At 45.1% G+C, this 13,347-nt stretch carries 14 protein-coding genes; 5 read left to right on the top strand and 9 right to left on the bottom strand.

Annotated elements, in window-relative coordinates; translation table 11 throughout:
- Positions 1-349: 349 nt before the first annotated feature.
- The 4 genes from ACMYSO_RS26060 to ACMYSO_RS26045 all read left to right on the top strand — a co-directional run bounded on the left by ACMYSO_RS26060 (position 350) and on the right by ACMYSO_RS26045 (position 2,917).
- On the top strand, positions 350-889 hold the full coding sequence (locus tag ACMYSO_RS26060; RefSeq protein WP_434671032.1) for a hypothetical protein: 540 nt from the start codon (positions 350-352) through the stop codon (positions 887-889).
- Between the two features lie 104 nt (positions 890-993).
- Positions 994-1,449, top strand: coding sequence for a hypothetical protein (locus ACMYSO_RS26055; protein ID WP_434671031.1), 456 nt, complete (start codon positions 994-996; stop codon positions 1,447-1,449).
- 38 nt (positions 1,450-1,487) lie between these two features.
- On the top strand, positions 1,488-2,246 hold the full coding sequence (locus ACMYSO_RS26050; protein ID WP_434671030.1) for a DUF2971 domain-containing protein: 759 nt from the start codon (positions 1,488-1,490) through the stop codon (positions 2,244-2,246).
- A gap of 23 nt (positions 2,247-2,269) precedes the next feature.
- The gene (locus ACMYSO_RS26045) at positions 2,270-2,917 is read left to right on the top strand and encodes an EcsC family protein (protein ID WP_434671029.1); all 648 of its coding nucleotides are present in this window, start codon (positions 2,270-2,272) and stop codon (positions 2,915-2,917) included.
- Between the two features lie 134 nt (positions 2,918-3,051).
- On the opposite strand, the gene ACMYSO_RS26040 is transcribed toward ACMYSO_RS26045, so the two are convergent.
- From ACMYSO_RS26040 to ACMYSO_RS26015, 6 genes are all read right to left on the bottom strand, one after another.
- Complete coding sequence (locus ACMYSO_RS26040) at positions 3,052-4,551, bottom strand: helix-hairpin-helix domain-containing protein (RefSeq protein ID WP_434671028.1); 1,500 nt, start codon at positions 4,549-4,551, stop codon at positions 3,052-3,054.
- A 27-nt stretch (positions 4,552-4,578) separates the two neighbouring features.
- Positions 4,579-6,327 (bottom strand): PP2C family serine/threonine-protein phosphatase, encoded by a 1,749-nt coding sequence (locus ACMYSO_RS26035; RefSeq protein ID WP_434671027.1) that lies wholly within the window; start codon positions 6,325-6,327, stop codon positions 4,579-4,581.
- Positions 6,327-7,367, bottom strand: a complete 1,041-nt coding sequence (locus ACMYSO_RS26030; protein ID WP_069476603.1) for a TerY-C metal binding domain-containing protein — start codon at positions 7,365-7,367, stop codon at positions 6,327-6,329. Before ACMYSO_RS26030 ends, ACMYSO_RS26035 begins: the two co-directional genes overlap by 1 nt.
- A 94-nt stretch (positions 7,368-7,461) precedes the next feature.
- Entirely contained in the window at positions 7,462-8,100 is a 639-nt protein-coding gene (locus ACMYSO_RS26025) for a vWA domain-containing protein (protein ID WP_069476604.1), read from the bottom strand.
- A 1-nt stretch (position 8,101) separates the two neighbouring features.
- Positions 8,102-8,743, bottom strand: coding sequence for a TerD family protein (locus ACMYSO_RS26020; RefSeq protein WP_069476605.1), 642 nt, complete (start codon positions 8,741-8,743; stop codon positions 8,102-8,104).
- Positions 8,744-8,767: 24 nt separating this feature from the next.
- Positions 8,768-9,406 (bottom strand): vWA domain-containing protein, encoded by a 639-nt coding sequence (locus ACMYSO_RS26015; protein ID WP_069476606.1) that lies wholly within the window; start codon positions 9,404-9,406, stop codon positions 8,768-8,770.
- A gap of 468 nt (positions 9,407-9,874) precedes the next feature.
- Between ACMYSO_RS26015 and ACMYSO_RS26010 the strand changes: the two genes are divergently transcribed.
- The gene (locus tag ACMYSO_RS26010) at positions 9,875-10,495 is read left to right on the top strand and encodes a hypothetical protein (protein ID WP_434671026.1); all 621 of its coding nucleotides are present in this window, start codon (positions 9,875-9,877) and stop codon (positions 10,493-10,495) included.
- Between the two features lie 242 nt (positions 10,496-10,737).
- On the opposite strand, the gene ACMYSO_RS26005 is transcribed toward ACMYSO_RS26010, so the two are convergent.
- The 3 genes from ACMYSO_RS26005 to ACMYSO_RS25995 form a co-directional block, all read right to left on the bottom strand.
- Complete coding sequence (locus tag ACMYSO_RS26005; RefSeq protein WP_434671025.1) at positions 10,738-11,523, bottom strand: ATP-grasp domain-containing protein; 786 nt, start codon at positions 11,521-11,523, stop codon at positions 10,738-10,740.
- A 116-nt stretch (positions 11,524-11,639) separates the two neighbouring features.
- On the bottom strand, positions 11,640-12,113 hold the full coding sequence (locus ACMYSO_RS26000) for a tellurium resistance protein TerW (RefSeq protein WP_069476609.1): 474 nt from the start codon (positions 12,111-12,113) through the stop codon (positions 11,640-11,642).
- A gap of 2 nt (positions 12,114-12,115) precedes the next feature.
- Complete coding sequence (locus ACMYSO_RS25995) at positions 12,116-13,339, bottom strand: DUF4236 domain-containing protein (RefSeq protein ID WP_014839881.1); 1,224 nt, start codon at positions 13,337-13,339, stop codon at positions 12,116-12,118.
- Positions 13,340-13,347: the final 8 nt, after the last annotated feature.

Raw genomic sequence — 13,347 nt, 5'->3', positions numbered from 1 at the left:
ACGCTAAAAGACGTTCATTGAAAAATTTGGAGGTTGAAAATCGCAACCTGAGGCATTAAACCTGCTCATTGATAACACTAACCAGTACAGCAATGCTTCCAGGCGGATTAACTAGCGGCGCTCGTTTTATTCAAGGATGAATGCTGATTTATGTACGATTTGGGGGTATGTTAACTCTGAAGTAACCAGCACCCGTTTTAGACCATTTAAAATGCTCATTTCAGCCATTCTCCAGGTACTGAGCGCTTGAACCTTTTCCGTCGGTACCCACAAGGATACCTACTATGGTAGGTAGGCAGAAAAAGTAGTTCTGATACATTTATCTTAGGATATTACTGAGGCTGGCAACATGGGTATAGGAAGTTGGTTTGGTTTGAATAAAAATGAGTTTGTAATTGGTGGCGTCAAAACAAAATTGCCTGAGACAGATGATCAGACAATGGATTTGGCCGCACAACTGGCCCGACAGTTGGGCAGTAAGCTCCCCACCGAGCAAGATGTTTACTGGTTTGTCATTGAATTTTACGATCGCGCGTCTGCGTTTAATCATTCGGCCCGTGGGGTGTTGAGTAATCTTCCTTTCCGTCTGTTTGATATGGAGTATGAAGGTCGTAGGTCGGAAAACTCATATGTGGGCAGGAAGAACCCTGGCGTCACATACCTTCTTGAAGATGTAGCACCCTCATTCAAAAAAGCAGTCGCTCATCTTGGAACTGGTCCAGAACAGGTCATCGTTGCTATTGTCTATCTTGTTTTTTGTACAGCACAGGCTGAGATGATTAAGAATTTGCGAGTCAAATATGCAGTCCACTATCACAACAACTGTATATCGAGCGGGAGTTTCAACAACGCAGAAAAATGGGGGGAAGTGATCGACAGCCTGGAATGACACCACTGTACCCAACACATTTTTCCTTGCAGTAAGGCTTGGCCTCATTAAAACCACGGACCTTTTGGCGATTCTCAATGAGAAACAATCAATAAGAGAATGGAATGAAAAGAAAACTCGCGATAGTTGTTGTTTTACTGACCTGCAAATTCCAGTCAGTGTTTGCGGCTGAACATTTAACAAAAGCAGTTGCCAGTTGTGAAGGAGGTTACGCAACAACGATCCTCGATACCGGAGGAGATGAAAATTCCATTCAATATTTTGTGGTAAAGGACGGTGTTCCTGTCGCTCAGGGGATGGGCCTGTCGGCGCAACACAACCGGACAGTTCGAGGTCTTCAGGTTACAAATATTAGTATACCTCCTATAAGAGCGATTAATACGACGGAAAACAATCGTAACGTTATGAGCTATACATATATAATTGAATACCCCGTAACAGAAACCCAAAAAAAATTATATGAGCAAACAGCATCGCTCCTTGTTAATTATAACGTAACTAGTCTAGGTAAAGATGAGAAGCTTTATAAGTGTACGCAAACCATCTCTAAGTCATCCTGAAGATATAGGTAAAAATAACAACTAAAAGGATAGTGTTAATGTCCAGCACTCTAGAAAAATTCATTAAAAACGCAATAAACATTAATAATCTTGACACTCCTGTCTATAGGATATTTAGTTTCGAACGTTTTATTGAACTAATTACAACAAAACAACTGGTATTGGTTCAACCTTCTATGTGGGATGACCCATACGAAAACTTCTTCCTTAAAACTGAACTGGTTTCTGATGATGGCGAATTAGGGTCTTTGGAAAGCCTTTATAATTCATGGTATGGTCAGTGCTGGACTGAAAACGAAGACACTGATGCAATGTGGAGAATATACAGCCCCGAAAAACGAGGTGTGAGAGTAAAAACAACCATTCGAAAACTATTCTTGACCTTATATGACACTTCTGACACAAATTGCAGTCTAAAATATTTTATTGGGAAAGTTAATTATAAAAATAAAGAAGAGATTATTGAATTCATGAATTCAACCACATTTTCTGAATTCATCCTCGGCGGGCAAAACACACAGTTCGCAGAGGTGTTATGTACAAAAAGAACTGCCTTTTCCCATGAAAATGAAGTCAGACTGATTGTCGATGATATAGGTGATAAAAATGGGATGGAGGGGCTATATAAAATAAACATAGCTCCTGAGGAACTTTTTGAGGAAATCTGCCTTGACCCACGTTTATCAAGTTCAGATTTTGTAAATCTTCGAGCGGAAATTCAGGGCATGGGAGTCGCCACAAATATAATACAATCAGACCTTTATAAATTGGACCTTCCACGATTAAAAATGTGCTAACAATAAATTAACAGGACGAGAACATGGCGAACAAACTTAGTGAAGGAAAAATCATGCAGGCTCTCAACTGGGCCTACGATAAAGCTCTGGATGGAACCATTCCGGGAACAAACTCATCTTATGAGATGGCTGAAAACTACCTGAAGGGTGAAGGGGACTTAGCAAAAAAGGTCAATTCCCTTATTAGATGGCAAAATACAAAATCTGCCACTACCGGATTTGTGTCCGGACTTGGAGGTATTATTACTCTACCTGTATCAATTCCAGCAAGTATCGCGACTGTGATGTATGTCCAGATTAGTATGATAACAACAATTGCCATCATGGGCGGTTATGACGTAAAGGACGATCGTGTAAAAGCACTTGTTTATTCGTGCCTGGCTGGTAATGCTGCAAAAGACATTCTTAAGGGCACAGGGATTGTCATTGGTTCAAAACTATCCACACAGTTAATTAAGAACATTTCAAGAGAAACAATAACAGCTATCAATAGGCGTGTAGGTTTCAGACTCCTCACTAAGTTTGGTGAAAAAGGTGCTATTAACTTAGGTAAAATGATCCCACTTGTAGGCGGAGTTATTGGTGGGACTTTTGATGGGGTTTCAACCAATATTGTAGGTAACATAGCAAGAAAGACCTTCATTGAAGGTAATATTATTAATGATATCTAATGACAGGGCTGAACATGAGGGATACTTAATTTGAAGAAACAGTATAGCCATAATGTTTTTTTGTCCGTGATATTTATGGCCCACCAAAAGGTGGGCTCATATTAACGTTATGATATCAATGGTCGAGAATTTATCTAATTATCCAAAAGTTGAACCACCACCAATCGCCCGCCTTCCTCAGGAGAGAGAATAAACTGAGCATTGTCATCCAGACGGAGCTTATCACCAATAGCTACCACTTTGCGGTCGGGTAGAGACATCAACCCGTGTATCCCCTCGTTTACAAGCCACCACTGGTCATTATGAAAAACGAAATACCCCACTCGTTTTTTCTGGTCAGCTGTTGTTCTTTCATTGGGTGCAACCAGCCGGTTAACATGCCAGGCATATACAGACTGCCCGCTCCAGACCATTAGCCGGTGGTCATCAGGCCTGAACGACCCTGCTTTTCTGGATGAATACAGATTCAGGATCGGAAGCTTACCTTTGTAGGGGGTCCCACAGTATGGACATGCCGGTTTCGTTTTGCCGGAAAAAACGTACCACTCCTGCTCACAGGCATCATTCTGGCAAGGCTGTACTAAATCGACCGTTTTTACCAGGGCGGTTTCCCATTCATCCGCTGTCGGCCGTTTTGACGGATCATGCAGCCCGTCAATAAATGCCCGGTCGAAAAGGGGTGTTAAATATGGTCCCAGGACGGTGTATGGGATTTTCTGAGGATCTGCCCAGGGAAGCGAAAATGAGGAGACCTGGCTGATTTTAACCGCGTTGCTGTGGTCTGTCGGATGTTCGATGAACAAAGCCCTTTCCCCCATTGCAAGAGCTTCATCCCGTACCTCATCGCCCATATCATGGATTTTTCCTCCACGTAACGGATGACGAAAAAGCAGATACATATAAATCAGTACTGAAAGCGCATGCCGATCGGTGGATATGCTTGGCAGTACACGCTTAGGGTCATCTTTGGGGAGGTGGCTTGTTTTGACCACTTCAGGGGCAATAAAATCTGGTGTGCCAACCACGTCGGGGGGATATTTGCCAGGTACAACCAGCCCGTCAACATCGATGATGCACGCGTGGCCCAGTTCAGGGTCTATCAGGACATTTTTATAGCTCAGATCACTGTGGCACAGTCCTGCAGCATGCATTCGCCTGACTGCCCGGGTTAACAGTAAGCAAACTTTGAGGTAGTTGAGAGTATTGCCCCGTTCACGAGGATCGAGAAATTTATTTTGATTGTTGGCGCTGGCGAACCATTTCCCTTCTTTTTCCCGTCCTTTGATCCCGAGAAAATCGTTATTTTTGGATCCATACCGGAAAAAAAAGTGCTGCTGATAGGAGGGCACCACAATACCCACCTTGTCGCCGTGCTCGACAACATCTGTAGGCCAGCAAAAAAGACCTTTCCAGTAATCTCCTCCTGATTGTTCGAAAATATTTTGCCGGTACCTGCCCGTTATCATATTGATACGTTCGCGGGCCTGTTCGTTCTGAGGTTTATGATAGAAGGCCACAACGTACGATTTATCTGGAGAAAAATACACATCCTTCATTGAGCCTGAGCCGATAACTTCATCGACATACTGGATGGTTTTTCCATCCGTAGTTTTACATGTAACAATATTTGCCATGAATACCCACCTGTGGTCCCATTAAGCTCACCAGAGAACAATGATTGTCCGATCATCATGATTGCCAGGGGAGAAAAAGTTTAACCACTCCACCAGCTGTGATGAGGCCAGATCAGGAACAGAGAGAAGGGGATTCAGCTCCGTCATTAACGAGTCCCATTTCGTAGGATTCTGTAGTCCGTTGTCTGTCTCAAACCACGGGTCGGATACACCATCAGTCATCAGAACAAGGTGAGAGACATCATTCCACTTACCTATACTGATGCGTTTACTGAAACCTGTATCACTGACGGCCTCAGCGTCAAGGAACCGTGTCTGTCCGGCATATTCTCCACTATCGGGAGCCCCCAGGACCCTGATCTTTCCGGCTGGTCCATATGCAGCAATAGCACCATCACCAAGCCAGAAGGAAGCAGCAAACAGTTCAGAGCCTTCACGAAAAGTTACGGTCGCCAGTAAAGTTGTTGAGAATGACTTTGCTCTGTCCTGAGCCAGAATGGCTGCACTGCTAATGTTATGCACAGCCAGCAACGCAGCTTGCCTGAAATGGTGATTCATGAAATCCCATACAGCCCGTTGATCTTCACTGTTCCAGCGCAGTACTCTGTTTTTGATCTCATGACCCTTTTCTGCTTTTAGTTGACTGAAAAGGTAGTTCCCAACGGTGTCAGCCACAATGCGTGAGCCTTCACGAGAAAATCTGGCACTACCTGCTCCGTCTGCCACCAGCAACACGTTCCATCCGGATTCATCACTGACATTGATATAAAAATCATCGTCGCGAAAAGTACCTGCATGTTCGTGGGAACGTCCACGTCGACTTGCAGCAACGATATTTACAGTTGCAGAGGTGATATTCTGATGATCGATACTCTTTTTGAAAAAAGGCGCATCGGTTGGGGGCTCAATAACTTTCCAGAGGCTTTTGGGGTCTGGATTCACAACAAAAAGTAACTTTTTTTCATTATCCGGATGTGAGGGGCATGACCATTTAACTGTCATATCAAAGTTTCCGCTGAATGCTGGCGTTCCTTTCAGGCGTTTCTCATTTTTACAGAAGAGAAGACCGATATCCTGGGAGAACTGAATATCTGTCACTTCTGCCTTAACGCCACTGTCAGTGATGATATCTACCAGTGCGTCAAAAGATTCACCGACCCTGGCATTTGCAAGAATAATGGATACGTCAGGTGCTATCTGAGGGGCAGGAGAGCGCTCCTCAGTCTTTTTGTGGGGTATTTCCCCTGGTCTGAGTAAGATCGCCTCAGACTGACGAGGAGATTCAGCTGTTCCCGATGTGTCGTCACTACCTGAAATGCATGGCACCTCTGCTTCTGATGCGGTTGATAAAGCCTGTTGTGCATCAGTCACTGCTGTTTGTAGATTATTCGTGTCGGCGATCTCATGTACAGGGGGGGCTTCCATCTCCTCCCTGGATGGTTCTGGGTTGATTTGTACAATATTCATTTGTGCATCACGGTCGTGATTTTGGCTTTCATTGTTCTGTTCAGGAGGAGAGGGTAGTTCATCACTCAACGGAGCTAAGCTTATTTCCTGCTGACTGACGTTCGCGGTGTCAGACTTGTTTTTAGCTATAGCGTCAGACCACGGTAAACCGGGCCCCTGGTTTATCACGCACTCTCTTAAACCATTTATAAGCCCGCAAATGGCCGGGTCGTTGCTTAGCTGTAGTGCGACCTCAGGATCTGATTTTCCTGCTGACTCTTCCAGAATCAGAGAAACAATTTTATGCTCCAGTGTATTCAATGCATTCATCAGCCACGTCCTCTGCTAACGTTGAAATCTGAATGCCCACCTTCACTCTGAAAAGACAACCCTTTATCACACCATGGGCAGATAACATCATCCGGACCATCGATACAAAGAAGTTTGCCGCAAGTGCACATTGCGAAAGCGCTGCTGTTACCACAATGTGGGCAACCGGGTGCACCATGGAGCTCGCTGGTATTAACCTGCACATCCGGTGCGTCCATATCTGTCCATGAGAAGTAGTCTTCATCGACAGGATAGCAACCAGCAATATTGAAGGAGTTCAAGTTCAGCTCAAAAGCAAGCCCTGATATCTTCGCCGGTGGCCGTTCATATTTCATGAGATAGGGTCGGTGTGTTTTGCTGCAACGTCCGGTCAGAACCACGCAATTTTCATCATAAGACCGGGCGATGTCATCTTTGGCAAGTTTGACAATATAGTCGGTCTGTTTCAGCTGCGGTTGAGTATCTTCCCCGACACTTCTGCTGTGGGCCGTGACTGAAGCAGTGATCCACTTTATGAAGCGGGTAAAGTCTCCCTCCTGACTTTCCGTAAACAGTAAAACGTTTTCAGTCAGTTTGCGAAGCACACCAAGGTCTACTGAATTCCCCATACCTACCGCAATAAGATTCACTTTTTTCGCGTAATGATCATTCCAGTGTTGTACCTCACGTGAGATATCATCGGTAGGACGTCCGTCGGTGAGCAGGTAAACCACAGGTTTCCAGTCCCCTTTTTCTTCATGGGTTGTTTTACGTACCTGTGAATCTATTTGACTGGTCAGTTCCCTTAATGCAGCGCCAAGGCTGGTCCCTCCACCGACAGGAAGGCGAGGGGGATAAAATGACACAATATCATGAAGAGGAACGATCGTTCTGGCGACACCTGCAAACGCAATAACAGAAATCCAGGCTGTTTCGAGCGCATGTGGGTCCTTTCGCAGATCATTTACGATCATCTGAAGCCCATCATTCATTCTCTTCAGATTTTCACCAATCATGGACTCAGAACAGTCCAGGACAAAGAATACGGGAAGCCGTCTCATAAGAACTCCCATCGGGTTGCGCTATAAGTTATATCCACTTCAGCCGTGGACTAAAAGGTATCTGGCAAGGTACCCCTTGCCATACGGTGAGTTCTTAAAGAACCAGCTGTATTTCAGGTGGCGGAGGAGGTAGCGAGTCAGACGGCGTATTAACCCCGGCACTGGAACTCCCCGATGCCACACTGGCACTGACCCATTTGAAAAAGCCAGAAAAGGCCGTCGAGTCCAGGGTTTCCAGTGCGACAACTTTATCCGTCAGCTGCTTAAGGTGTTCGTGACCGGCTTTTGGTCCGACAGCACAGGCAATAACAGACCCAAAAGGACGACGATGTACCTCCTTAACAGCCTCACCATAAGCCCAGGCATCAGAAGGCGTACCATCTGTCATCAGAAACACCAGTGGCCGCCAGTCCCCTTTTTGTTCACCATCGGAACGCCGGATATCCCGGTCGACACAGGCAACCAGACATTCCAACGCAGCGCCGGTAAATGTTCCGCCCGCACTAGGTACCTGAATATCCGAAAACTGGAAATCGGCCAGGGCTGTCAGAGGCACATATTCCCGCGCTTCATTGTCATACGTGATGATTGAGATATGGACACTTTCAAGAGCATAGGGGTCCTGTCGAAGCGCACTCAACATCGCCTGGACGCCAACATTCACTGAGTGTATTGATTCTCCACGCATCGAACCGGAAGTATCGATGAGCAGATAAACAGGTAATCTGCGCATATTAGATATAATTCCTCAGATGGCTGACAAAGGAGTCAGATGCAGACGGCTCACCAATTGCATTAAGTTTCCAGCCAGTGGCTTCCCGAACGAGCTCAGCGAAGACCATAGATCGCTGACCGTTAAAGCTCGGACCACCAGAAAGGTCGAATCGGGCCATTTCTACATTTCTGCCATCCACCGCCCGGATAAATGCATTTTGTACTTTGCCAAAGTGCTGCTGTAATTTTTCGCCGTTGTAGATTTGAACAATAAAGATAATTTTTTGATACTTCGGATCGAGGCTGTTTAGTTTTGCAATAATTTGCTCGTCGTCTCCGTCACCAGCCCCAGTTCGGTTGTCTCCGGTTAACCAAATTTGTCCTGATTTATGACGAAGACTGTTAAAGAATACAATATCGCCGTTAACCAGTGAGGGTTTTCCGTTTTCAACATTTCCGAGGTCGGTCACTTTTCCCATATCGTTGCAAAGGAAGGCGATGACATCAAGGTCATATTCCTCTTCCTTTTTACCGAAAATCCCGCCAAGAAATCCTTTTTTTTCCTCATTAATATCCCAGCCAAGACCAATAGTGACTGTGGAAAGATCGTATTCATTTTTTCTGAGGCTGACGCCTTGTCCTTTACGTAAGCTGACTGTCATAGAGTCATCTCCATCGTTATTTTTTTATAAAACCACGTTTACTTCCGGTGGTGGAGGTGGCAAATCATCAAGGCCGATGACTTCTTTCTTACCGGCATCAACTTTTTGGCTTCCTACAGAAACACTTGCTGATACCCATTTGAAGAATGCTTTGATAGAAGAACTGTCAGCGGTATCCAGTTGAAGAACGACCTCTGTAATTTCCTTCAGTACGCTAGTATCCGCATCATGCCCTGCCGCACAGGCGACGACGATTCCTTTCCTGGCTGCCTTAAAGTCATTGAGACCTTTCCGCCAGTCATCAGTCGGTGCGCCATCTGTCATAAGAAACACCAACGGTCGCCAGTCACCTTTTGCGTCTGCTGTTGTTTTCATGACTTCCGAATCTATCCGGTTAGCAATCAGAGATAAGGCTTCGCCCAGTGCAGTGGTTCCACTTGCCGTCAAAGAGGGCAGATTAAAACTAAGCAGATCCGTCAGGGGGACAGTTTGACGTGCAGAGGAGTCAAAGGTAATCACCGACACAAATGCGGTTTCTAAAGCATAGGGGTCCTGCTTTAATGTGGTGAGTAGCGTCTGAACGCCATTTTTTACAGCCTCTATGGGTTCGCCATGCATTGAACCTGAGGTGTCGAGTAACAGGTAAACGGGAAGTCTTCTCATAATCAATGTTCCTTGCGGTAAACGAAAGGTAAACAACGGCGCGTGTGGCCGTTTTTTCTCTGACTATAGGCCCATGCACGCCACAAATACCAGCCCTAAATCTGATAGTTATAACTCCTTATAGCATGGTTTAATCAAGTCAACGTTGAGGCTTATCAGGCCGTGACACACTTCATACGTTTGTCACGTATCATTGACTTAAGCGCGTACATACGCCCCCCCACGAAAACACACTACATCCCTTGTCTGAGTGGAAACTTCACAGTAAGATTTTGTAATCTGGACGTTGTCTCACTGGCATTGGGTTAAGGTCTTTATGGCGTAAATAATTTAAAATCTAAAGTTTTAGCAACGTGGCTTGGGATGTCAGGAAAGATATACAGTTGTCAGAGGTAGAACACGCTAATTAAGACGCGCAGTTTATACCATGATTGATTTTAATGGTGATATGTAAATGTCGGAGTGGATGTGATGACAGTCAGGTATTATCCAGATTCGCTAGAAGATAAAGTTGGAAATTTATCAGTCGATGATGTTGCGGAGGGACGCGTATTCATTGATCAAATCTCAATCACGGAAAAGTTGCATCACGAAATTCTGGAAATTTACAGGCACTCATTGCTCAAGTTAAAAATTGACGAAATCAAAAACCTCCCACAACTTCATATTACTACCTATACTTTGCCTTTTTCCTCCGTCAAAATGATTGTGAGTCACAAATTAGATAAAAAATTCAGTCTTTCTTTGAAATCAAGATTGCGTTATAAATTCCGCCACTCTGCTTATGGGTTGATGACACCGCCAAAAAGAACACATTATCATTTATTGGAAACCCCTTACTTAGTGAAAGCAATAAACGTCAGAAATAAGATTCTGCATTGTATATTTGTTGATAACCCTCATGAAATATTGCAATGTGATGTTTACGAAAGTCTTAGTGCATATATAGAGCACACTTCTAAAAACCTCCCTCCTCTTATTCATTATGACAGTGGATACTATGCAGCAATGCACAGAGATAAAATGACATCGAATACTGGCAATGTCCAGAGAAGAGAAAGTCATATGGAAGATAAAAATCAACCTTGAAAACTCCATTTTTCCTGAGCAAAATCGCCACTACATGCTTTAGAACTTATTTACAGAAATAATAAAACCAGTAGGGTCACATGGTTTTCAAACATATACTACTCTCAGCTGACTGAATCATTATCTGTCTGTATAATCTGTAATGCAGGAGAAACAGATTATGATTAATCTGAAAAAAATCTGGACTTCGGTTGCTCTGAGTCCAGAGTGTACCATTAACGACAATCGGCCTGTACTGTGGTTCAAATTCCAGACTTTTGAAACGCTGCAACCAACCGTTCAACGTTCCATTCCTTAGTATCAGACACCTGTCCGTCACCTATTTCAATCAGGCGCAGCTGGCCGTCAATATCCTCTGCCATATCAATTGAATAAAACGGGGTATCTATACATGTTGAAATTTCCCGAACTATTCCCGGTACCTGATCATCAGCAGAAAAAACGTGGTTGTTGAGCACGAAATATCTGCGCTCGCTGTTACTTGCAAGTTTTTCAACACGTCTCAGACTGACTCCCCCTTCAATACATCCCCGAAAGTGAGCGAGCATTTTCAGTATTTCTCTTATTTCTCCTGCATCTTTTGCCACTGAACCACGAGACGTGGTTAGAGACTTCACATAATCCTTAACAAAGAACGATCCCCAGTTGAGCTGGTTCACCACGCTTTCAAAATCAGCATCCGGAGTCGTGAATATGGTTTCAGGTGTATATGTCTTACAATGTTCATACCAGCCTGTTATGTGGTGGTTGCGTATATACTCATCAGTAGACTCAAGCATTTTCCCACCATTTTCCGTCACTGCATTATGCAGACAACAATATTCCTCTTTACTAAGCATCCACCCTCGCCAGATAACGGGAACATGCGATTCAAAAGTATCTGAAAATATGTATTTCCCTGCATCCACTTTTTCAGATGCCAGTAACACACAATGTATCCCTCTTTCACGTGCGCGGAAATACTCCTGCTCGAAAGCCTCATCAGGGCTGTTCTGGTTGAGATAGTTATCAGGGTAAATGATTTGCATGGTCAGCACCTCTCACATTCCATTGTTGATAGTTGGCAATATGGATCATTGACAGATTAATTTTCAACTGCAAGGTTTAGTCACTTTTTATGGTTCGTTTTTCTTCCCTGAATGGCCTACTCGGGTCTGTTCTTAAGCTGATGGACCTTAATAAAGTCCTCGATCTTCATTTCAGCCAGTGTCTCAACCGCCTCGCTTCGGGATGTGCCGGTGAGTTTCGCTAGTCTATCGATTTTCCGAAGTATCCGACGTCGAATGGATAATGAGACCGTCGTTTTCAGGTCTTTATCCAGCAACACTTTTGTCGAAATACCCTGAGACCGTAGTTCAGCATGTTGAGAGAGTGCTTCATTCATCCGGCGTAATGTTTTTTTATCAAGTTGTCCGAAAGACACAAGCTGATAAGAATGACCAGCCTTACTGTATTTGATATCCGCAGCATAAGATTCGCGAAGTTCCTTTAGCGCCCGGCTAAGGGTGGGTTCGGAACAACCCAGTGTTCCGATGATTTTTTCCGCAGAAACGGGTTTTCCCGTACCCAGTAAATTTGCCAGAGTATAAATTCGTTCCTGTCGGGAATTGAGTTGCATAGTCAACTGGAGCCTGCATTTAACGTAATAGGATCAATGGGCTGAAACAGGAAAGTGGTACTCATTTTCCGGATAAGTGGCTGAACACTCAGTACCGCAATAGGATCCACATCTTCAAGGTTCGTGTAATTTATTTTTTCCATATGATGGCGGTCTATCCTGCAGGAAAGAATGTATTCATTCTCAAGGTACCCCGTATGTTTGCTGACCCTCTGAGTAAAGCCGGAAAGCACGACAAACTCAAACGGAAGGGTCTGAAATGCGATAGCAGCTAAACGCATCAGGATGCCGTGGACGTGTCTCGCATAATTTCCCCGGACCGCTTTTTGTGTCATCGCTTTCTCCGTAATATCCGTACCCCGGGCGTTGACGGCATACACCTTATCAGGCATATCCTCAATTTCAGGTAAATCAACATCGATCCAGATAGTGGATTCGTCAGGTCGAACCTCAAAGGTCACCAGGGTTTCTCGCGGCCATTCCGTCTGCGCGAACACCTCTGCGAGACAGTTTTCAAAGAATCGGGCGTCAGTACGGAATTGTGCACGGGTACCGGCCACCGAAAGTGCTGATTTCTTCTTATGCTCCTGGGCCTGGAATTGCCATTCTGCATACTGTTCAGCCCAGGCCACACGTTGTGTCTCATACCGGTGCTGAAGAAGCGTGTTTTCTCGATCAATATCTGCGACTTCCTGTTGCCACCGACTATGGTTAGCATTCTGTCGCTCAATCCGGGCGGATTCGGTTTCAAACAGTCCACCCAGAAAACCTCGCCCGGAATGTTCATCAGGAGCGTGCGGGAGGGGGGAATACTCAGGTTTTGACGGACGTACGGGCGCGGGCAGGTCGAATTCCCCCTGATGGAGCTGAAGATAATGCGCTTCGAGCGATGCCCAGGTGTTTCCGTCAGCCGGAGACGGGGAGAGTTCATGAATATTCGTGATGGCATTCAGGACAGACATCAGTCTTTCAGCTTCCTGCTCAAGGTCTTCCCTCACCCCCGGAACTGTCTGCGTACTGTTGTCCTGACGCCCCCGTGCAGTCTGGTCTATTCGTGTACGGTAACTCAGCCCGGTACCGGGAAGTCCCAGATTGGCATAGGTGCCACGTTTTCCAACAGAAAGAGACGCCCCGCGCGGGCCGATGCTCAGACTGGGCGTGCCGTTACTCAGGTTTATCCTGACGCCGGGAATGATGCTGATCGACTTCCTGAATCTGAATCCCATGTACTGCC

This window comes from Klebsiella sp. B345 (assembly GCF_051131735.1).
Lineage (GTDB): Bacteria > Pseudomonadota > Gammaproteobacteria > Enterobacterales > Enterobacteriaceae > Klebsiella.
The sequence above is the reverse complement of the archived record's forward strand: the minus strand, read 5'-3'. Positions and strand labels throughout refer to the sequence as shown.